The 20969-nt window shown below is 72.0% G+C and carries 16 protein-coding genes; 5 read left to right on the plus strand and 11 right to left on the minus strand.

Annotated features, from left to right (window positions below; all coding sequences use genetic code 11):
- Positions 1–64: 64 nt before the first annotated feature.
- Genes AC6EXY_RS08430 through fxsT form a run of 3 tightly spaced genes read left to right on the plus strand, consistent with a single transcriptional unit; the run spans position 65 to position 6743 of the window.
- Positions 65–1549, plus strand: coding sequence for a VMAP-C domain-containing protein (locus AC6EXY_RS08430; protein ID WP_165818623.1), 1485 nt, complete (start codon positions 65–67; stop codon positions 1547–1549).
- Positions 1546–2691 (plus strand): MoxR family ATPase, encoded by a 1146-nt coding sequence (locus AC6EXY_RS08435; protein ID WP_133150863.1) that lies wholly within the window; start codon positions 1546–1548, stop codon positions 2689–2691. Before AC6EXY_RS08430 ends, AC6EXY_RS08435 begins: the two co-directional genes overlap by 4 nt.
- Positions 2688–6743 carry an FxSxx-COOH system tetratricopeptide repeat protein gene (fxsT, locus tag AC6EXY_RS08440; RefSeq protein ID WP_499816471.1) on the plus strand — a complete coding sequence of 1352 codons (4056 nt, stop codon included), beginning with the start codon at positions 2688–2690 and terminating at the stop codon, positions 6741–6743. The genes AC6EXY_RS08435 and fxsT overlap by 4 nt, the downstream gene beginning before the upstream one ends.
- Here the strand turns inward: fxsT and AC6EXY_RS08445 are convergent.
- From AC6EXY_RS08445 to AC6EXY_RS08480, 8 genes are all read right to left on the minus strand, one after another.
- The gene (locus AC6EXY_RS08445; protein WP_499816474.1) at positions 6740–8488 is read right to left on the minus strand and encodes an HEXXH motif domain-containing protein; all 1749 of its coding nucleotides are present in this window, start codon (positions 8486–8488) and stop codon (positions 6740–6742) included. The two genes, fxsT and AC6EXY_RS08445, sit on opposite strands and share 4 nt — an antisense overlap.
- Positions 8489–8622: 134 nt before the next feature.
- Positions 8623–8805, minus strand: coding sequence for a hypothetical protein (locus AC6EXY_RS08450; protein WP_133150864.1), 183 nt, complete (start codon positions 8803–8805; stop codon positions 8623–8625).
- A 214-nt stretch (positions 8806–9019) separates the two neighbouring features.
- A complete protein-coding gene (locus AC6EXY_RS08455) occupies positions 9020–9910 on the minus strand; it encodes an enoyl-CoA hydratase/isomerase family protein (RefSeq protein WP_101834860.1) in 891 nt (296 codons plus the stop codon).
- A gap of 101 nt (positions 9911–10011) precedes the next feature.
- Positions 10012–10974 (minus strand): MTB12 C-terminal domain-containing protein, encoded by a 963-nt coding sequence (locus AC6EXY_RS08460; RefSeq protein WP_133150865.1) that lies wholly within the window; start codon positions 10972–10974, stop codon positions 10012–10014.
- 165 nt (positions 10975–11139) lie between these two features.
- On the minus strand, positions 11140–11907 hold the full coding sequence (locus AC6EXY_RS08465) for a class II aldolase/adducin family protein (RefSeq protein ID WP_207770547.1): 768 nt from the start codon (positions 11905–11907) through the stop codon (positions 11140–11142).
- Positions 11908–12013: 106 nt separating this feature from the next.
- On the minus strand, positions 12014–13057 hold the full coding sequence (locus AC6EXY_RS08470; RefSeq protein WP_499816475.1) for a TauD/TfdA family dioxygenase: 1044 nt from the start codon (positions 13055–13057) through the stop codon (positions 12014–12016).
- An 82-nt stretch (positions 13058–13139) separates the two neighbouring features.
- Positions 13140–14393 (minus strand): ATP-binding protein, encoded by a 1254-nt coding sequence (locus AC6EXY_RS08475; protein WP_499816476.1) that lies wholly within the window; start codon positions 14391–14393, stop codon positions 13140–13142.
- 130 nt (positions 14394–14523) lie between these two features.
- Positions 14524–14673, minus strand: a complete 150-nt coding sequence (locus tag AC6EXY_RS08480; protein ID WP_499816477.1) for a hypothetical protein — start codon at positions 14671–14673, stop codon at positions 14524–14526.
- Positions 14674–14928: 255 nt separating this feature from the next.
- Here AC6EXY_RS08480 and AC6EXY_RS08485 point away from each other — a divergent pair, with 255 nt between their 5' ends.
- Together AC6EXY_RS08485 and AC6EXY_RS08490 are read left to right on the plus strand one after the other, a co-directional pair.
- Positions 14929–15507, plus strand: coding sequence for a TetR/AcrR family transcriptional regulator (locus tag AC6EXY_RS08485; protein ID WP_101834867.1), 579 nt, complete (start codon positions 14929–14931; stop codon positions 15505–15507).
- A gap of 385 nt (positions 15508–15892) precedes the next feature.
- On the plus strand, positions 15893–17392 hold the full coding sequence (locus AC6EXY_RS08490; protein ID WP_499816478.1) for an MFS transporter: 1500 nt from the start codon (positions 15893–15895) through the stop codon (positions 17390–17392).
- Between the two features lie 70 nt (positions 17393–17462).
- On the opposite strand, the gene AC6EXY_RS08495 is transcribed toward AC6EXY_RS08490, so the two are convergent.
- From AC6EXY_RS08495 to AC6EXY_RS08505, 3 genes are all read right to left on the minus strand, one after another.
- Positions 17463–18974 (minus strand): AAA family ATPase, encoded by a 1512-nt coding sequence (locus AC6EXY_RS08495; protein WP_499816479.1) that lies wholly within the window; start codon positions 18972–18974, stop codon positions 17463–17465.
- Positions 18975–19178: 204 nt separating this feature from the next.
- Complete coding sequence (locus tag AC6EXY_RS08500) at positions 19179–19724, minus strand: cupin domain-containing protein (RefSeq protein ID WP_101834873.1); 546 nt, start codon at positions 19722–19724, stop codon at positions 19179–19181.
- A 6-nt stretch (positions 19725–19730) separates the two neighbouring features.
- Positions 19731–20624 carry a LysR family transcriptional regulator gene (locus AC6EXY_RS08505; protein ID WP_101834875.1) on the minus strand — a complete coding sequence of 298 codons (894 nt, stop codon included), beginning with the start codon at positions 20622–20624 and terminating at the stop codon, positions 19731–19733.
- Positions 20625–20969 lie beyond the last annotated feature (345 nt).

A 20969-nucleotide genomic window follows, 5' to 3' on the forward strand; every position in this document is an offset into this window, starting at 1 on the left:
GTCATCATTCGGGGGAATCGTGGCCAACGGCGATGCGTCGCGTGCGTACCGGGAAACGCTCATCATGGCCGTTGTCGACATGCTCGAACGAGAACCGGACCTGCGTAGCGTCGAGGTCCGGATGTTGCTGGTCGGCAGGCTGGAAAGGCGCGTGGGGTGGCGGCTTCGGCTCCCGGAGTACCACGTCGACCGGGACTGGTATCTCCGGCTCGTCCAGGGCTGTTTCGACGACCTGCCGGGCGGCGTCAGCGCCCTCGTGGACGCCGTGGGGGATCTTCGGCCCGACTCGCCGCTGGCGGACCGCCTGTGCCGGCTGCGGGATGAGTGGGACGCGATCGACGTCGCCGAGGACCTGGGCACGCTCTGGGAGGTCCTGCGCGACGAGCTCACGGCCGTCACCGCGCGGCGGGGGACGTGGGCGTTCCACGAGGCCTGCAGTCCGTCGCGCACACCCCGCCACTGCGCCACCGCGTGGCACCAGTTCGTGTGGGCCGCGAGTCGGGTGCCGGCGCCGGGAGAGCTGACGCCCCCGGTCCGATTCCTGCTGCGCTGCCAGGATCTGCTCACGCCGGGCACCTGGGTACGGGTCGAGGCCTGGCTCTACCGTCAGGTACATCGGTCCGACCTCTCCGCGCAGCTGCACAGCGCACGGCTCGCGCTGGCACCCGCGCTGGCCCGGCGCCGGCACGCCTGCGTCATCACCCTGCAACTCGAGCCCATGGGCCCAGGGCCCGATGATCATCATGCCTCCTGGACGCTGCGCTGGACGGGGTCCGCGGCGGCCTGGCTCGGGCCCGCCCGCCAGGCCGGCACCGAGCGGTTCGAGGAGGTCACCGCGGCCATCCTCGACGAGGCCGAGGCGGTGGTCGCCGCGGAGATCCCGGTCGGGGAACCGATCGATCTGCTCGTCGAGCTCACCCTGCCCACACAGCACCTGGCCCTTCCCGTCTGCGGATGGGCGCGCGAGGTGGACGGCTCCCGTCGGTTACTCCTCCAGGACTATGCGATCGTGCTGCGCAGCCTCGACCGCCTGCAGTGGTCAGATCTGGCGCGGCGGCGCTGGCAGCAGCGGTGGGCCGCGTACAGCGAGGCCGCTCCCGGTGACGTCGTCGTGGTCGAGGCGGCACGGATCGGGCCGTTCGGTCTGGACGCGCAGCGGGGGATCACCGTGGTGGTTCTCAGCGGTCCGCCGACTCCCGGTTCGGTGGCACAGCGCCAGCTCGTCGACGCGCTGAGGGCCGGAGTCGCCGTGGCCGCCTGGCAGCGTCCGGAGTCCGGGCGCGCGGCGATCGACGCGGACCTGCACCATGTGCTGGTCCACGGTGAACCGCGGGACCTGCCCCACCGCCTGCGGGCCGAGAACCTCACCCGGCTGGACCAGAGCGCCGATCCGCTGGGTGCACACCTGCACGCCGTCACCCTCCTGTACGACGACGCGGACCGGCCGCCGACGGCCGGCGGCGCCGCCAGGCGGACCGAACGGCCGCCGGCAGGTGGATGGGTATCGCCCGCCGCCGTCACCCGGCCCGCCCCCGTGGCGGCATCGTGATCGCGGACGGCGTCGAAGCGGTGGGCGCCGACGATGGCGTCCTGCGCACGAACGCCAGCATCCCCGACGGCCGGGAGGACACCTACCCGGTCCGCCGGACGTCGACCGGTCGCCGTCCGGCCGGTAGTCCGGTCGAGGGCGGCGAACCGCCGGCGTGGTGGCTGGTTCACGGCACCGGCCAGCCGCGAGCAGAGGCCGTGCAGTGGCCGCCGGCTCCGCCGTCGCGTCGGTTCACCGCGGCCCCGAACGACCTGTCGACGCCGGCGGAGGAGGATGAGCGGGCGGCCCGCCGTCGCGCCGATCTGGGCGCGGCGCTGCTGGACCGCGGCCAGCTGCCCGCGATCAACGCGGGCATCGCGCTGCGCAGGCCCCTGGTCGTCGTCGGGCCGGCGGGATCGGGGCGGCGCGAGCTGGCGTATCTGATTGCGCGGGAACTGGGGCTCGGCAGGGTGCTGCGATGGTCCGTCAACGGCCGGACCCTCCTGCGCGACGGTGTCTTCGATGATGACCAGGCCGGGTTCGTCCACGCCCTGTTCCGCCCGCCCGCCGGCGAGGTGGCGGACGGTTCGCTGCGGCTCGGGCCCCTGGCTACGGCCCTGCTCGCGCGCCGGCGACCTCGGGTACTGCTGGTGGAGGGCCTCGACCGGGCCGATGTCGACCTGCCCGACGATCTCGTCGAGGTCATTGATGGGGGGCGCATCCGGGTACCTGGCCTGCTCGCCGCGGCGATGTCCGCGCAGGGCGCCGCCGACGTGGCGACGGACGATCCGGGCGGGGTTACCACGCTCGACTCGAACGTCGTGCAGTGCGCCGAGTTCCCGATCATCGTGATCAGTGTCCTCGACGATCGGGAGCTGCCCACCGCCCTACGGCGGCGCTGCGTGCGGGTGAGGTCCGCCGCACCGTCGGCGCAGACGCTGCGGCGGCTGCTGGAGGGTCGCTTCGGGCCTGATCCCCGCTTCGCCGATCTGGTCGACCGCTTCGTCGCACGCCGGTCCGCCGGGGCGGGTCTCGTCGTGGATCAGCTGGTGGACCTCGCCCAGCTGGCGTTGACCGGAGCCCTTGACGGCGACGGCGGGCTCGAGGTGATCGACGCGGTGTGGGCCGCTCCCGCCGACGAGACCTTCCCGAGCATGCCATGACGGGCGTCTGGCCATCGGCGAACCCGTCGGACCGGGACCAGGACCGCGCGCCGGCCGAGGGAGAGGACCAGCCGGACAAGCCCTCGCGACTGCGGGCCCTGACCGTCCCGGTCCACGCCGAGCTGCCACCGGCCGTGCGCGACGAGCGGGCCTTCTCCCGGGCGCTGGCCCGCGCGCTCGGCCCGCTGGTCAGCCGGGAGGTCCGGTCGTTCACCCGGCCCGACGCCGAGACGCTCGTCCGCGGCCGCCCACGCCGGCGCGGGCCGGCGGCCCGGCGGGGTTGGCATCTGCTCCTCGTGGTCGACGCCAGTCCGACGTTCCTCGCGGTGTGGGCCGACGCCGTTCCTCGCCTGGCCCGGTTACTGCGCCGCCAGCCTGCGTTCGATCACGTCTCCATCGCCCGCCTCGTCGCCGACGAGCCAAACGGCCGGATGCGCCTGCGCGGCGGCCTGCCCGGGGACGCGTCGCGGGGTGCGCCGAGCTGGCGGGCGGCGGTGGGACGTCGTGTGATCTGGCTGGTCACGGACGGGCTGGGACCGGCCTGGCGCGGCGGGGACATGGCCGCGGTCCTGTCGCACTGGGCCGACGCGGGTCCGGTCGCCATCCTCGACGTCCTGAACGCACCGTTGTGGCGCTGGACCGACCTGGGCGCCCGCCGAGTGCGGATACGTGGTGCCGGCCGTGGCGCCGCGGGCCGGATCCGATTCTGGCGCCACGCGGGACTTCGACCTGACGCCGACGGGGACACGGACACGGACACGGATCCTGGCGCTGGGGCGCAGGCACCGTGGGAGGTCTCCGCCCGCGCCGGCACGCTGGTGCCGGTGATCGGGTTCGACGTCGAGTGGATCGCCTACTGGGCCCGTTACGTCGCCGCGACCGAGCCCGTCTGGTTCGAGACGACCGCCGTGATCGCCGATGACCTGGGGCCGTTGCCCCGGCAGCGGGAGGATGCACCACCGCCGCCACCCGACCGTCTCGCGGATTTCGCGGCCGCCGCGTCGCCGGCCGCGCGGCGACTGGCCGGTCTGCTGGCCGCGGTCGAGGCCGTCGACCACCATGGCCTGTGCACGATCGCCGGCATCGCCGGCGCCGAGCGCCGGGACGTGACCGAGGTCTTCGCCGCCGGCCTGCTCGCGCCCAGGGCCGGGCTGGGTCGGGCCGGGGACGCGGTCACCAGGTTCGCGATCGCCACGCCCGCGCGGTGGATGTTGCGCGGCACGCTCAGCCGGGCCGATGTCGTGCGGGTCTGCCACGCGCTGGGCCTCGTCGACCACGACGGACGCCCCACCGCGCCGACGCCGGGCGACGCGCCGCCCGGTCCTCACGATCCCCAGAGACGCCCACCTGTCCCGGTGGGCCGGGCGACACACGGCCCGGCTAATACAACAGAGAGTGATAGTACTTTTACAATGGGCAGCGCAGCCGGGGTGGAGCACATGAGTTCCCACCAAGAGGGCGGCAGGACGGAAGCCACCGAGGGCGTCACGGCGCGCGACCGGCCGGAGGGAGGGCGGGTGAGGCTGAGCGCGACTCTGCCCGTTCCGACGCTTCCCGGTCCCGGCCGGCTGCCCCGGATCTGGGGGAGCATACCTCCGCGTAATCCGCACTTCACCGGTCGCGAGGATCTGCTCGCCGACCTGGACACCCGTCTGGCCGAGGGCGTCGCGACCGTGCTGCCGGAGACGCTGCGGGGCATGGGCGGGGTGGGCAAGACTCAGCTTGCGACCGAGTACGTGTACCGGCATCTGTCGGACTTCGACGTCATCTGGTGGATCCCGGCCGAACAGTCGGTGCAGATCGGCAACGCGTTCACGGAACTGGGCGCGCGGCTCGGGCTGGACGTCGGCACCGAGGCGACCGTGGCGGTGCGCCGCGTCGTCGAGGCCCTGCGCCTGGGGGATCCGTACGGGCGCTGGCTGCTGGTGTTCGACAACGCCGAGGATCCGCAGTCGGTGCGGGAGTACTTCCCAGCCAGCGCGACCGGCCGCATCCTGGTCACCTCCCGCGATCCGAGCTGGGCGCATGTCAGCCGCCCGCTGGAGGTGGACGTGTTCCGCCGCGAGGAGAGCGTCCAGCTGCTGCGCAGCCGGGGCGCGCCGCTCGCGGACGCGGACGCCGACCGGGTGGCAGCGGCGCTGGGAGACCTGCCGCTCGCGATCGAGACCGCGGCGACCTGGCGAGCGGAGACGGGTATGTCGGCGGGGGAGTACCTACGCCTCCTGGAGGACAAACTGACCGACCTGCTCGGTACCCCGCCGGCGGACTATCCCCAGCCGGTGACCGCAGCCTGGAACGTCGCGCTCGACCGGCTGGCGCAGAGCAATCCGGCAGCTCTGGAACTTCTGCAGGTCTGCGCCTCTTTCGCGCCGGCGCCCATCTCCCGGCAGCTGCTGTCCCGCGCGCACAACGAAAAGATCTCGCCGGCGCTCGACGAGGCGCTGCGCGACCCGGTGAAACTGAGCCGGGCCATCCGTGACGTGAACCGGTACGCGCTGGCGCGCATCGACCATCGGGACAACTCGATCGTCATGCACCGTCTGGTCCAGGCGGTGCTCATCGGCCGGATGACGCCCGAGCAGCAGGGGACGATGCGCCATGGCGCCCACGTCCTGCTCGCGGCGAGCGACCCCAACGACCCCTCCAACTCGGTCCTGTGGTCGTCATACGCCGATCTCTATCCGCATGTGGTCGCCTCCAACACCGAGCGGTGCAGAGACCCCCGGGTTCGCCAGCTGCTGCTCAATCTGTGCGACTACCTCTGGTCGTGGGGCGATCACCAGGGCAGCAGCGACTTCGCCCGGCTCGTCTACGATGCCTGGGAGGCGGGGTTCGGCGAGGAGGATCCGTACACCCAGCAGATGGGCCTGCGGGTGGGCTGGGGTCTGGTCGCCGTGGGACGCTACGCCGAGGCCGCCGAGATCAACAGGCGCACCTTCGAGTTGTCGAGGCGCGTCAACGGTCCGGACGCCGAGCTGACCAACATCCTCATGGGGAGCGTCGGCACCGACCTGCGCTGGCGTGGTGAGTTCGCCGCGGCGCTCGAGATCGCCGAGGACGCCTACGCCCGCGCCACGCGGGACTTCGGCTCGGACGATCCCCAGACGCTGTCCACCGCGCAGAACGTCGCGGTATGCCTGCGGCTGCTCGGTCGCTTCACCGAGGCGGCGACGCTGGCCGACGACACCTGGCAGCGCCAGGCCCGCCTGTTCGGGGAGGACGACAGCCAGACGCTCAACACGCTCACCGGGCTCAACGTCGATCGCCGTGAGCTCGGGGACTACCTCGGCGCGCTGGCCGAGCAGGAGAAGATCGACGCTCGCTACCGACGCAAGCCGGGCATCTCGGCGGATCATCCCGCGCGGCTGCACTCGAGCCGCTACCTGGCGGTGGCGAACCGCCGCGCCGGCAACCACGCCGCGGCCCTCGAGCTGTCCCGTGATGTCGAAGAACGATCGTTCCACCGCTACGGCGGTGAGCATCCCGCCTCGCTCGCCTCGGCCCTGGGCCTGTCCATCGACCTGCGGCACGCGGGGTCCCTGCACGAGGCCCGCGCGGTCTGCACCCGAACTCTGCTGCGGTACGCCGCCCGGATCGGCGACGCCCATCCGCACACCCTGACCGCCGCCGTCAACCTCGCGATCATCGATCGGCTCTCAGGCCAGGTCGAGGCGGCCCTCGAACGCGACGAGCGGACGCTGGCCGCCTTCGTCGAACGGCTCGGCGACGCGCACCCGTCGACGTTGGCCACCGGCGCGAACCTGGCCAGCGACCTGTACATGCTGGGTCGCTTCGAGGAGGCGTACGATCATGACAGCCGCACGCTGTCGAGCGCGATCACGACGCTCGGGGAGGCCCATCCCTCGACGCTGGCCGTGTCGGCAAACCTCGCGATCGACCTGCGGGCCCTGGAGCGCACGGAGGAGGCGCTGGACCTGCAGGCCCGGACGCTGAGCAAGGTGGACGCGGTGCTCGGGCGCGAGCATCCGGCCGCCCGCCAGATCGTGGCCTGGATACGCCTGGACTGCGACCTGGACCCCGTGCCGATCTAGAACGACGGCTCGTCGCCGCACGGCGACAGCCAGGCGGCGAGTGCCGCGCCGCCGCCGCGCGGCGCGGCTCGTGCCACGGCGTGGACGAGGTCGGGACGCCGCCGCAGCACCCGTCCCGCCGTCGTGTGCTCGCCGAGAGCGAGTCCGAGGCCGACGAGGTCTCGACGGTCGGCACTGCCGGTCTGGTCGGCCGCATCGAGTGTCCTGGCGTAGAGCCGACCTGCCCGGACGCCGTCCCCGGCAATCAACGCCGCGTCCGCCGCGCTGATCACCGCGTCGCGCTCGTCGCGGCGGAAGGCGTCGCGCTCGGCCAGCCAGCGCCGGGCCAGCCTGGCCCGGGAGTCGAGCGCTCGTGCCCGCGGATCGGGGCGCAACCGCTGGGGGACCGCGACCACGTCCGCCGGCACAGCCGCGCCGTCCGACCAGGCCGCGGCGAGCCGGTGGACGAGGCGTTGCTCGGGAACCAGGTGGTGTATCCGCCACATCGCCCGCGTGTCGGCGTGCACGAGGTCCGCGAGTCGGCGGGCCTCTGTGGGCACCGGTTCACCGATCCAGCCGAGCGCGGTGAGCCGCAGACCGGACAGGAAGCGCCGTCCCAGGCCGGTCAACGGCCCGTCCCGGAGCAGATCCGCGGAGATGTCCAGCACCGCGCGACGCCACACGGCGAACTCGAAGTGGGCGAGCATCGCCTCGGCCCCCCGCGCGCGCCGCCGCTGGATCCGCCAGAAGTCGGTGACGCCGTGGTAGGCGTAGACACCCTGGAGAACGCTGCGGGTCGGCCGCGGATCGTCGCGCCAGGGCACGAACCACAGCCGCGGGGCCGCCCGCGGGTCCACGAGATCGTCAAGGTGGGACAGCGCGCCGAGCAGCGCGTGACGGAGTTCGTGCGCGAGGGTCGCGGCTCCGTCGACGGGATCGTGGGGCTCGGACATCTCGACGCTGCCTACGGCGTCGTTCGAGCTGGCGCTGAAGGAGTGGAAGCGGTCCGCTGCGGGCAGCGCGACGATCGCGGCTACCGTCGCGCTCACGGCCTCGGCGAGGCCCGGATGGCCCTCGCGCAGCACCGTCCAGACCGCGGCCAGCTTGCGTTCCCAGCGTTGCAGGTCGGCAGCCGGAAGCCACACCGGCGGCGCGCTGTGCCGGGTGAGGCGATACGGATCGGCGTCCTCCAGGACGACGCCGACCGCGCTGGCCACGCGGGTGGGCCGCCATACCTGGGTGACCGGGACGGCACGTGCCACCATGCCGGGGCCGCCGGGGCCGCCGGGTGTGGGCGCCGGTACTCCCTCGAGCAGGATGCGGTCGGCGGCTGTGATGATCTCCACCCCGCGCTCCGACATTCGCACGGTGGCGGTCTCCCAGACCTCGTGGTCGGCGAAGCGGGTGTGGCCGAGCGTGGGCAGGTGGATCACGCCCTGGCGCATCGGCACCCTGATGTCGAGCGGGCCCCCGGCGTGGACGACGGCCGAGGCCGCCATAGTGTGCAGGTAGCCGACCTCGACCCATAGCGGCACATCCTCCGTACCGCCGGTGTGCAGCCGGCGCAGCAGCCGGGCGGCCCACGCCCCGGCGAAGGGGGAGTCGAGCACCACCTTGACGGCGGCCGGTCTGCGACGCTCGACATCGACAAGCAGATCCCATGCCTCGTCGGCGGACATCAGTGGACCGGCCGCGCCCGGCCGGTCCCGCAGAGCGTCGAGAACGGCGCGGAATGCCAGCCGACGATGGCTCGTCTCGGCGTCCAACAGCTTTCGGACAATGACCGGACCGAGTGTACCGAAGGTAAGGCTGTCCACGTCCCCGGGCAAGAACAGATGTGATGCGACCGTGCCCCCGATACCGGTGACTGCCGGACCGGCGGCGATGGGATCAGGACACATCAATCCGGCTGAAGTACGCAGCCGCCACCACCGCTTTGATCGCCGCGCGCGCAGGTCGGTTCACGGTCGAGGAGCAGGCGGTGAACACCGCCGCGCAGCGCGGCGGAAGGGGAGTCGCGTAACTGGTCCAAGCCGAGACCGCGCACGTCCACGAGCTCTATTCGACCTGCGGCGTCCGCCATCGTTGACCGCTCCTCCCGCGCGCCGCAGAAGGCCGCCGACGAACGGCTGACCCCGCGGCGACCACATTCTCCGCCCGGGCAAAACTCTGCGACCGCAGTCGGAGTGTCGCACATCGACCCACTCGCACGCGGCGTGAACGTCGTCGAGCCCGCGGGACGGCCGTTCATCCCGCCTTTGGTACGCCGCGGCCACGAGGCGGCACGGATCCGGTCGCTACCTGCCGGTGAAAGCGGCGGGCCGCTTGTCGAGGAAGGCGCGCATCGCCTCGGCGTGGTCGTTCGACATGGAGGTGAGGATCTGGGTGCGGTTCTCGATCTCGAGGGCGGTGTCGAAGGTGACGTCGAGGTTCGACCACAGGGCGCGCTTGGTCAGCATGACGCCGAACGGGCTGTTGGCGACGATGGCGCGGGCGGTGTCGAGCGCGGCCTCGAGCAGCTCGCCCGCGGGCACGACGCGGGAGACCAGGCCGATGCGGTCGGCCTCGGCGGCGTCCACCGGGCGTCCGGTCATCATGATCTCGGCGGCGCGCGACGAGCCGATATGACGGGGAAGGTGGTAGCTGATGCCACACTCGCCGGCGGACAGCCCGATCTTCACCGCGGCGACGTGGAACCGGGCCGACTCGGCGGCGATCCGGATGTCGGCGGCGAGCGCGAGGCCCATGCCGGCCCCGGCGGCGGCCCCGTTGACGGCCGCGATGACCGGCTGCGGGATCGCCCGGATGGCCCGCACCATCGACGCGAAGTTCTCCTGGCTGGCGAAGCGCTCCGCGGACGACCGTGCGCGACCCTCGTTGCGCTTGACCTGGCGGGCGATGTCGAGCCCGGCGCAGAAGGCCCGGCCGGCCCCGGTCAGCACCACCGCCCGCACCGACGCGTCGCCGCCGAGTTCGACCAGGGTCTCCCGGATCAGATCGACGAGCTCCGGCGTCAACGCGTTGAGCTGCTTCGGCCGGGACAGCGTGAGCACCGCGATCGACGGCTCGACGCGTTCCACCCGTAGGGGCGTCGCCTCACCCTCCACCGCGAGCGCGGCCTCGGCGCCGGGTGCCGTGCCGTTCGCGGAGGTCGTCGTGCTGCCGCCGCCGGTGCCGCTGTCTGCCATGGGTCCTCTCTCGGGGCAGTTCCCATCACCAGGAAACATCTAAATATTATGACTTAGTATCTGACCGTATCTACCTGTGGCGAGGGCGTCAACGCCGACGCTCAGGCTGGGGGGCAGCGCGCACCGGTCCAGGACAGCACGCCACAGTAGGTCTCCCGGGACACCTGCCATGCGGTGTTCCCGTCGTCGAGGACCGCGAAGCCGATCCGGGTCCCGGACTGGACGGCTCCGGAGTAGGCGAGCTGGAATTCCACCGCCGCGCGGGTGGGGCTCAGGAACACGATCTCGCCGACGAGTGGCCGTGATGTGCGCGTGGCCACGGGCTGGTTGGCCCGGGCCTGGAGGAGCGTGTCCCGCAGCCGCGGGCCGTCCTGCACCGCGGCCAACACGGCGTCCACGTCCTGGCCGCCGGTGAAGGCACGGGCGAACGCGTCGCGCACTTCGGTGGCCGCGGTCGCCGGATCCGCCGGTGGCTGCCCGGTGCCGGGCGGCGTCGGAGCCGGTGACAGCACCTCGACCGCGCGCTGCGCCGCGCTGTGAACGACGCTCGCGTCGATACTGACCTCGGCGCTGGTCAGGTCTCGCGACGGACACGCCGCCAGGAAGGTGACCGGGCCCGGCGGCGGGAGCGGCGACACCCAGATCCGCTCGGTATGGCGATGCACGCCGTCGAAGGATTCGAGCGGTCCGCTGGGGACGTGGCGGAACGGCACGTCGATTCCGCCGTTCGCGCCGGCGGGGCCGTAGGTGACCCCGACGACCGATCCGCGCGGTCCGGCGCCGACCCGGGGAAACGGCACCGCCTCGGAGCTGTTCCCGCTGCTGGGGCCGTAGCGGACCTCGACGCTGTCGTCGGCGAAGCGTACCCAGAACGCGATGATCGGCGCGGGATCGGGGGGCTGGTTGAATCCACCCGGAAGAAGGAGCCCGGGCAGGGCGTCCGAACGGGCGGCCGTCTCGACCGTCACCTCGAAACCCTGCGGATAGGCCGCGATCGACGCGAGGAACACCGCCACCCGGGTGGTACGGGCGACAAAGAGCTCGACCGGCACGGTACCGGGCACGATGTTGCGCGGCTTCTGCTCGACCGGATTGTTCCGGGGCCGGCGCGGTCGAGGATCCGGACCGTCTGGCCGGTCGTCGCTGGGGGATTCACCGGGGTTCACGTCCAGTCAGGCTAGACCGTTTCGGGGCGGCGCAGGCGGCGTTTGTCCGGCCATACGGCGAAATCAGTCCAGCAGGTCGGGTTCCTCGGTGGTGATCTGCCTCCAGAGCAGGGCGAACTGGAGGCGGCCGACCTCGGGGGAGCCGTTGACGGCGGCGGTCGCGGTGGCGGTGTCGTGGTCGATCAGGTGGAGGGGGCCGGCGGCGGACTCGGCGAGCAGCTGCACCTGGCACTGGCGGTCGAGGCTGATATACCACCAGGCCGCCTCGTCGACGCTGCGCCCGACGGTCAGCAGGCCGTGGTTGGCGAGGATCGCGGCCTTGCCCGGCCCGAGGACCTCGGCGATGTGCTCGCCCTCCCGGGCGTCGAGCACGATGCCGGCGAACGGGACGACGACGTGGTCGCCATAGAAGGCGCAGGCGTCCTGGGTGAGCGGGTCCAGCGGCCGGCGCAGCACGGACCAGGCCTTTCCCGCGACGGAGTGCGCGTGCGCGACGGACACCGCGTCCGGGCGGGCGGCGAGCAGCTGGGCGTGAATGGCCACGCCCGCCGGATTCACCGGCCCGTCGCCCTCCACGACGGTCCCGTCCGGGCTGACGAGAATCAGGTCGCTCGCCCGCAGCCGCGCCCACGGCTGGTCGGCGGGATTGATCCAGAAATGGTCGGGGCGCTCGGTGTCACGGGCCGAGATGTGGCCGGTGGCGCCCTCGGTGAGCCCGAACCGCGCGAACAGCCGCAGCGCCGCGGCGAGCTTCCGCCGCCGGTGGACGCGCTCGTCTGGATCCGCGACCGGCGGCCGGCCGGCGGCGGTGAGCATGTCGGTGACCGTCATGGTCCGGCTCCCTTCTGTTCCTGTCGTGCGTGGCGGTACGGACGGCGGGCGTACGCGTACTGGCCGTCTGACGGCACCGGGCTTCCGCGGGTGCGGCGGCCGGCGGTCAGTCGATGAGGGCGACCTGGACGTCGCGCGAGCCGGTGTACGGATTGCGGCCGTGCGCGGTGTAGACGTTGTCGACGAGCAGCACGTCGCCGTCTTCCCAGGGGAAGCAGACGACGGCCTTCGCGAGCCCGTCGGCGACCGCGCGGTAGTCCGCCTCGTCGATCTGGCCGCCGTCGCCGTAGGTGACGTGATAGGGCCGTGGCATTCCGGCCCGGTCATACAGGTCGAGATACGCCTCGTACGTGTCGCCGAGCCATTGCCCGTCCATGATCTGGGTCAGGATGTGGTTGAAGTACACGCGTTCGTGCGTACGCGGATGGTCCGCGAAGGCGGCCTTTTCCAGACGCGTCGACAGGCTGCCGTCGGGTTGCCACTCGACGTCCATGCCCAGACGGCGGCAGTCCGCCTCGATGGCGTCGTGGTCGTCGGTGCCGAAGCCGTTGACCAGGGTGGCGTGGTAGATCCACGGGTACTTCTCGCAGCCGTGCGGCGTGTGCGGATCGCGGAAGTTGCGGTGGTAGACGAGGCCGCGGCCGGCGAGGTCGTCCAGAAACCGCTCCGGCAACTCCCGGCCGAAGGCGCGCATGTCCCCGATGATCGTCTCGCCGTCGGTGGTGGCGCGCTGCCGGCAGTAGAACGCGATCTTCGCCGGGTAGTGGCGCAGGTAGGCCATCTCCTGGTGCAGCTTGATGTCCACCGCCGCCGGTACCCGGGTCGCCTCGTAGACGTTGCGGCCCAGCTCGTCACGCGGCGTCGCCCCGCCGGCATAGCCGCCCCTGTGCGGGGGATAGTGCGCGATCAGCTCGGAGAAGGCGGCCGTACCGTCGAGGGGCAGGCCGCGCAGAAGCAGCGCGCCGTGCTCGGCGAGCAGCTCGTCGAACGTCTCCCGCTGCCCGGCGAACCACTCCCGCGCCGCCGCCGGGTCCCGTGCCAGCTCACCCCGCATCGAGACGACCAGGGGAAGGCGACGGCCCTCCATCAGCCACGCGTGGGCGTCGTCACCGAGCGGGAGCGTCAGGCGTCCCGATAAGGCCTCCACCATGGACCAGACCGTAACACGATCAGATACATCATCCAACCTAGTTAGTTAAGTCGGGTTGGTGGAAGGGGAGGCAGGTGGGCCTTCAGTCCGCTTCCGCTGCCCACAGGGCGCAGATGGGCAGCGCCCAGATGCGATCGTCGACGTCGAACGGCATCGGGCCGGTGTGGAACAGGACGCCGGCGCGGAAGTCGGAGCCGAGCTGGTCGCGTAGCCATCGGAGGTGGCGGGCGTCCCGGGCGGTGGGGGCCGAGGAGGCCTTGATCTCGAGGGCGATCACCTGGCCGCCGCCGAGGTCCACGACGGCGTCGATCTCCTGACCGTCCCGGGTGCGGAGGTGATGGAGCCGGGCACGCGGATGGAGCAGGGCCAGCTCCGGCCGCAGCTGCGCGACGACGAAGGTGTCGAGCAGCCGGCCGAGCAGGTCGCCGTCGCGCAGGACGCTTCGCTCGTCGACCCGGGCGGCGGCGAGGGCGAGCGCCGGATCGGTCAGATACCGCTTGGGCCGTTTGGTCAGCCGGCTCAGCCGATTCGTCGACCAGGCCGGCACCAGGTCGACGAGGTACAGCGCGGCCAGGATCCGGTCGTAGGCGTCCGCGGTACGCTGGCTGACCCCGGCCGCACTGTGCAGGGTGTTCTCGGCCGGCAGCCCGGCGGTCGAGAGCCCGAGCACCTCGAGGTAGCGGCGCAGCCGGACGGGATCACGATGCTCGCCCGCGGCCAGCACGTCCCGGGTGACGACGTGATCGACGTAGGCGTCGAGCCAGGCGAGCCGTCCGTCGCCGCGCAGGCTCAGGGCGGCCTCGGGGAATCCGCTGCGCAGCGCGAGATCGACGTAGTCGTCCAGGCCCGGCGCCGGACCGGAGATCCGCAGGCGGGAGACGTCCGAGGTGAGGAGCAGGTCGAGCAGGCCGGGTCGGTCGAGTGAGCGGCTCATCTCCCGCTCGGCGAGCCCATGCAGCACGAGCCGGACGACCCGGCCGGTGCCGGGCCACTGGCGGGCGGTCAGGTCGGCTTCGACGCTGCCGGTGAGGATGAACCGGCCTGGCCGCGAGTCCTCGTCGACCGCGCGCTTGACCGCGCCGAGGATCGCCGGCACCTCCTGCCACTCGTCGAGGAGGACAGGCTCGCGGGCGCGCCGCAGTGCCGCGTCCGGACTCGCCATGACGGCCGCGGCGACCGCGGGGTCGTCCAGCCGAAGGATGTCGTTGGCGACACGTCGGGCAGAGGTGGTCTTCCCCGCTGCCCGTGGCCCTGTGACGAGCACTGCGGGCAGCTCGGCGAGCAGGTTTGACAGCCGCTGGTCGGCGATGCGCGGGATGTACCCTGACATGGGCATACGTCAACAGTACTCATTCTGCGGCCATGTCAATGCAAAAATCGCGGGGTGACGAGTGCGTGTTCTGCGGGCCCTGGAGTGCGTGTTCTGCCGTTACTGAGCGTACCGGACGGCTGGGTGGGTGCGCGGGTCAGCAGGTGGGGGAGGGGGTGCCGGGGTCGTCGGTGCGGACGTCGGACCAGTCGAGGCCGTCGAGGTTGACGACGATCGCCTCCTGGGTGGTGCGGGCGATGACGACGACGGCCTCGTGGTGTGCTGTCGGCACGTCTCGGCGTGTCACGACCCTGCGCCGCGATCCTGATCCGGTACCAGCCCGGCCCGTCGAAGGCCAGGTTCGGGCTGGCTGGGTCGGGGCCGTTCATCAGGGAACCGAACCGCAAACCTCCCCGCGCCAGCACCCGCGACAGGCAGATCAAGGTGATGGGGCGCAGGGCCCGGAGGGGCGTCGGTCGAGGCAACCGAGGTGCGCTGGCCCGCGGAGTAGTCTGACCAGGCGCCGCGTCGCGTGGTTCGAGTCTGGTGGAGAGGTGAGCTGTTGGCATCGCAACCGCCGACGACCAGGACCGAACGCCGCGATCGCGTCGATGCTCTGCGCAATCGTGAGCGTCTGCTGCGTGCCGCCCGCGCCGTGTATTCCGAGGAGGGGACCGACGCGCCGCTGAAGACGGTGGCCGAGAGGGCGGGTCTCGGCGTCGGCACGGTCTATCGCCATTTCGCCACCCAGGAGACGCTCGTCGAGGCGGTCCTGACAGATCACCTCGCCGAGATGGACGGGTTGGCCGCCACGCTGCGTGATACGCGCGGTCCTGACGACGCCCTCGCGGACTGGCTGGCCGAGTTCGTGGCCCGCCTCACCATGTACCGGGGCCTGGCTCGGCTGGTGATGCCCCAGCTGCGGGATCACGGGTCGCCGCTGGGCCGCGCCTGCCAGCGGATGCGCACGGCCGGCGCGGAGCTGCTGGCGCAGGCGCAGCGTGACGGGTCAATGCGCGCCGACGTCGATGTGGTGACGCTGCTGACGCTGGCGAACGCCACGGCGTTGGTGGTTGAGCAGCGACCGGATCAGGCTGGCCTCGTGCTGTCGGTCCTGATCGACGGGCTTAGGCGCCGCTAGCCTGGCCGCCAAAAGGCCCTCTTGCGCGCCGGGCGGGGCGCCGGCCCTGGCCGCGAAAGCTTCGAACGGGTTCCGCGGTCAGGTTCCGACGGCAGTCGGCGCGTCCCGGGATCCCCGACGATCGCGCCGACCAGGTCCGCGGCCGGCTGGACCCGCTCGGCCTGGCGACCGCGATGGCCGCGGGAGTGGCCGGAGTGGCAGGGGGCGTCGGCGGCGCCGACCCGCGGCAGCGCACCCTCGTGGTAAAACGGAATTTCTTTCCGTATCGTGGGGCCCGCGAAGCGGCCCGGATCGCGGGTCCGGGCATCCGGAACCATGCCGACCGCTCGTGTGTCGCACCCGGGCCGGGCCCGTGCCCCGGCCCGTGTCCTGATCGAGGTTGAGGATGAGCCAGGACCAAGACGTCAGGGCGTCGACCCCGGCCGGGGCCGCCGCCCCCGAGGCCGCCGCCCCCGAGGATCCCGGCCGCGCCCGACGGCTGAGGATCGCGCTCGCGATCATCGTCGCCTGCCAGCTGATGGTCACGCTCGACGCGACCATCGTCAACATCGCCCTGCCGAAGATCCAGAAGGACCTGGGCTTCTCGCCGATCGGGCTGTCGTGGGTGCTCAACTCCTACACGTTGATCGCCGGCGGGCTGCTGCTGCTCGGCGGCAGGTTCGGTGACGTCTACGGCCGGCGTCGGATGTTCATGTCCGGTCTGGTCGTGTTCACCGCGGCCTCGCTGCTGGGTGGGCTCGCGCCGAGCGCTGCGGTGCTCCTGGTAGCGCGCTCCCTGCAGGGCGTGGGCGCGGCCATGGCGGCGCCCGCCTCACTGTCCCTGATCATCAACAACTTCCGCGAGGGCCCGGAGCGCAATCGGGCGCTGGGCGGCTTCTCCAGTGTCGCCGGCCTGGGGCTCACCCTCGGTCTGATCCTCGGTGGGCTGCTGGCGGCCCTCTCGTGGCGGCTGGTGTTCTTCATCAACCTGCCGATCGGCCTGCTCGCGGTGGGCCTGGCCCGCTCCTACCTGCTGGAGACCGAGCGGCACCCGGTCCGCTTCGACCTGCCGGGCGCGGTCACCTCCACGGTGGGCACCGCGGCTCTCGTGTTCGGGTTCATCCGCGCGGCGTCGGACGGCTGGTCGGACCGGTGGACCGTGATCTCGTTCGTCGCGGGTGTCGCGCTGCTCGTGGCGTTCGTCCTGATGGAGACGAAGGTGCCCCAGCCGATCATGTCGCTCGGGCTGCTGGCCAACCGCGCGCGGGCGGGCGCCTATCTCAACATGCTGCTCATGGCCTGCTCCCTGTCCGGGACCTTCTTCTTCCTGTCCCAGTTCGTCCAGGACATCCTTGGCTTCGGTACGGTCGAGGCCGGCGCGGCCTTCCTGCCACTCGCGGTGACGCAGTTCGTCTCCGCGCGCAGCGCACCGAAACTACTGCCGAAGTTCGGGCCCAAGCGGATCTCGACGACCGGCGTCGCGCTGGCCCTGTGCTCCAGCATCTGGATGACCCGGCTCACGGCCGACAGCAGCTATCTCACCGGCATTCTCGGGCCGACCATCCTGTTCGGGGTCGGGGTCGGCCTGTGCTTCATGCCGCTGAACTCCGTCATCATGGCCGGCCTGCCACGTCGCGATACCGGCGCCGCCTCCGGACTGCTGCAGTCACTGCAACGCAGCGGTGGGGCGCTCGGCGTGGCCGTCCTCGTCACGGTCTTCGGGACCGCGCTCCAGCACGCGCGCAGCCATCCCGCCGCCGGCCTGGACGCCACCAGGCAGGCCCAGCACGCACTCGCGCACGGCATCGCGACCGCGTTCATCGCCGGCACCATCTTCATGGCGGCGGCGCTGCTCGTCTGCCTCTTCGTCATCAAGGTCAGGCCGGCTGCCCGACCTGGCAGCTGATATCCGCGGATCCGCGGGGCGGTTTGCGCGCAGGGCGGCGGCGTGCGCAGCGGCGCGTGGTGGCCTCACGTCAGCCGTGGAGCAGGGTGATGGTGCGGCCGGCGGGGCTGGTGGTGGAGGTGATCGTGGTGCGTTCGTCGATGGCGGGCGCGCTGGGGCGCTGGTCGAAGAGCGCGAGGGTGCCGGTGTCGAGCTGGAGGCGGTCGAGGTAGCGGTCGAGCTGGGTCAGGCCCGCGTTCAGCGGGTTGGTGCGACCGGCCCGCCAGGTCTTGATCTCGACGGCTTCACGTTGCACCGTGCGGTGGCCGTTGCGGGTGTAGGTCCAGCGGACGTGGAGATCGATGCGGCCGGAGCCAACGGCGTACTCGCGTTCGATGAGGCCACCGCCATTGACGACGCGCTGGAGATAGCCCATGAAGATGAGTTGGGGAGCGGCTTCGTTGTAGTAGCCGGACGCGGTGAGGAACTCGCCGTTCTCGATCCACCAGTCGGCGAACTCGACGAGGACCCTGGGGAAGTCGAAACCGCCATCGGGGCGGACGAAGGAGCGGGGGTCGGCGGTGACGGACTCCTGGATGCTGGAGGACAGCACGCGGGCGATGACCTCGCGGTAGATCGGGTTGGCCACGCGTACCGGCGGCTGCGGCGCGATCAGGCCGAGGTCGCGAACGTAGGCGACGTCGTCGTCGTAGGGGTCCAGGGTAAGGGGCGCGCCCGCCAGGACGGGCTCGATGACCCGTTGGACGCGGGGCTCGGCGAGCCTGGCCGCCAGCGAGTCCAGATGGGTCGCGCGGGCCAGGATGAGCCGTTCCTTGGCTTCTTCCAGGTGCTCGACCGTGATCCATTCCTCCGGGGGTACCACGAGTTTCTCGACAACCTCACGGGCGAGAGCGTTGACGAGCCAGGGCTGGCCGCCGGTGAGTGTGAAGGCACGCTCGACGGCGCCGGGGGCGAAACGCTGGCCGGTCTCGGCGGTGTGCTGGCGGTAAAGCTCGGTGACCTCGCCTGGTGTGAAGTCTCCCAGCCGCAGCGATTCCAGCTTGATGTTGAACGGGCTCGACGTGCCGAGACGCGAGGAATCGCCGCCGGCCATGGTCTTGTACTCACGGACGTCACGCAGACCGCACAGCACGACTGCCAGCGGAAAGTGCGCCGGCCGGGTGTCGAACCCCTCGCGCAGCTGCCGCAGCACGTTCACCAGACTTTCCCCGCGTACCGCGTCTATCTCGTCGAAGAACAGGACCAGCGGGCGCGGGCAGCTTTCGGCCCAGGCCGTCAACGCCTCGCCGAGCAGCGCGATCGGCGCGGCGCTCGGCCACCCGGGCGGGCGTAGTTCCGCCGGCAGCGACAGACGGGCGCGGCGCTGGATGACCTGGAGAATGGACTGCTGCGCGGCGGAGTAGTCGTCACCGGCGGACTCGGCGGCCTCACAGGAGACGTGCAACGCGGCGAACCGCCCCCTGGCGGTCAACTCGTGCGCGAGCGCGCGCAGCGCCGTCGTCTTGCCGGTCTGCCGTGGGGCGTGGACGACGAAGTACGCCTTCTGCTCGACCAGCCCGGGCGCCTCCGGCAACCGGGACAAGGCCGGGACCATGTAATGGTCGGACGGCACACACGGGCCGGCCGTGTTGAAACGGCGACCCATGGTCACGCTCCCCAGGTGGCGGCGGTAGTTGCGCTGAGGGCATCCTACCCGTCGGCAGCTGATCAACGATCATCGTCTTCGCCTCGCCGGGCTTCGGGTCAGGCGCGCTCGAGATGGGACCTGGCCGCGACCTGGGGGTGGTCAGCAGGTGGGGGAGGGGGTGCCGGGGTCGTCGGTGCGGACGTCGGACCAGTCGAGGCCGTCGAGGTTGACGACGATCGCCTCCTGGGTGGTGCGGGCGATGACGACGACGGCCTCGTCGGAGGGGTCGGGGTTCTCCTCGCGGTGCGGGACGTAGGGCGGGACGAAGACGTAGTCGCCCGGCGCCGTCTCGATGCGGGTCTCGACGGGCTCGTCGCCGTCGACGTCGAGGAAGACGAAGACGGGATGGCCGGTGACGACGTAGATCGCCGTCTCGGAGGCGCCGTGGTGATGGTTGCCGGACGACGTCGACGCGGGGACGTGGGTCTGGCCCATCCACAGGTTGCGGGCACCGACCGTCTTGCCGCTGATCGCCTCGCGGCGGCGCATGCCGCTCGTCTGCGTGGTGTCGCCGACGAGGCCGGCGGGGGCGACCCGGTGCAGCCGGCGGTGAAACGGGTCGATGTCGGCGGGCAGCAGGACGCCGGCGGGGGAGCGGACGAACTCCCCGTCGGAGCTGCCGGCGGGGACGTGGACGGCGGGCATCGAGACTCAGGCTCCCTTGGCGAGATGGAGGCCGCCGGCGTCGGTCGACGACCACTCGGCCAGCAGCGTGCGCAGCGCGTCGGCCACCTGCCAGGTGATCGTCTCGGCCAGGCCCTGGCGGGCCCAGACGGCGAGTGGCAGCGGCCGGGGGGCGGGCAGGTCGTCGCGGGGGACGAGCCCGTCCGGAGTCTGGCGCAGCGTGGCCATCAGCGCCACCCCCAGCCCGGCGCCGACGGCGGCCTGGACGCCGGCGAGCTGGATCGCCTCCGCGCCGATGACGGCGGGCAGGCCGTGCGACGACAGCGTCTCGAGCGCGCGGGTGCGCAGCGCGCAGGGATGGTCGAAGGCGACCAGCGGAATGGGACTGGTGCCGGGCGGCCGCTGCCACATCGTGGCGGCGTACCAGTGCAGGTCCAGGTCGCCGACGGGGGTGGCGCGCGGGTCGGCGGCCGGGCCGAGCAGCAGCGCGAGGTCGACGCCGCCGGCGTCGAGGCGCTCGCGCAGCTTCGTGCCGCGATCGAGCCGGAAGCGGATCTGGTGCTCGGGCAGCGACCGCTCCAGTGCGGCGGCCAGTGGCGGCAGAAGCTGCGCGGCCGCGTGCTCGGTGGAGCCGATGACGATCGTCTTGTCGGCGGCGACGCCGAAGTCACGCAGCGTCTCGTCGTGGATGGCGAGCAGCCGCCGCGCCTGGGCGAGCAGCGTCTCGCCGTCGGGGGTGAGACGAGAGCCACGTCCCTGCCGCTCGACGAGCGCCCGGCCGGTGGCCGCCTCCAGCCGGCGCACGTGCTGGCTGACCGCGGCCTGGCTGAGGTGCAGCGATGTCGCGGCACGCTGGAACCCGCCGCAGTCCGCCACCGCCACGAGGCTGCGCAGCGGGGCGATGTCCAACGTACGGCCCATGTTCACCAGACTACTCGACAATGCATCACGAGACGTGATGATTCGCCATCACGAAGCGTCGTTGGACTTTCGTTCGGTTCGGCCGCATGCTGAGCGCCATGACCCAGTCGACCGCCGTGCTGCTCACGTGTTGTCGCTGGCTGGACTTCGCCCGCGGCCAGGCCACCCTCTGTTGCTGACCTGATCGGTCGCACAGGGATCATCGGGCTGTTCGCCGCGCCCGGCCACTCGGGCCGCCGCGCGGCCGTCGCCTCCTGAGCGACCCGCGCCTCACCCCGTCCTCTCCTCTCAAACCCTGACGCCCTCGTCCGGCGACGCACCGTCGCGCGCCCGGAACCGGTCCGC

It is taken from the genome of Frankia sp. RB5, assembly GCF_059816245.1.

Coding starts and splice junctions, on each gene's coding strand:
- AC6EXY_RS08475 (WP_499816476.1), bottom strand. CDS start 14,393: ATGCCCATGTCAGGGTACATCCCGCGCATCGCCGACCAGCGGCTGTCA.
- AC6EXY_RS08455 (WP_101834860.1), bottom strand. CDS start 9,910: ATGGCAGACAGCGGCACCGGCGGCGGCAGCACGACGACCTCCGCGAAC.
- AC6EXY_RS08505 (WP_101834875.1), bottom strand. CDS start 20,624: ATGGGCCGTACGTTGGACATCGCCCCGCTGCGCAGCCTCGTGGCGGTG.
- AC6EXY_RS08500 (WP_101834873.1), bottom strand. CDS start 19,724: ATGCCCGCCGTCCACGTCCCCGCCGGCAGCTCCGACGGGGAGTTCGTC.
- fxsT (WP_499816471.1), top strand. CDS start 2,688: ATGACGGGCGTCTGGCCATCGGCGAACCCGTCGGACCGGGACCAGGAC.
- AC6EXY_RS08465 (WP_207770547.1), bottom strand. CDS start 11,907: ATGACGGTCACCGACATGCTCACCGCCGCCGGCCGGCCGCCGGTCGCG.
- AC6EXY_RS08430 (WP_165818623.1), top strand. CDS start 65: ATGGCCGTTGTCGACATGCTCGAACGAGAACCGGACCTGCGTAGCGTC.
- AC6EXY_RS08450 (WP_133150864.1), bottom strand. CDS start 8,805: ATGGCGGACGCCGCAGGTCGAATAGAGCTCGTGGACGTGCGCGGTCTC.
- AC6EXY_RS08470 (WP_499816475.1), bottom strand. CDS start 13,057: ATGGTGGAGGCCTTATCGGGACGCCTGACGCTCCCGCTCGGTGACGAC.
- AC6EXY_RS08490 (WP_499816478.1), top strand. CDS start 15,893: ATGAGCCAGGACCAAGACGTCAGGGCGTCGACCCCGGCCGGGGCCGCC.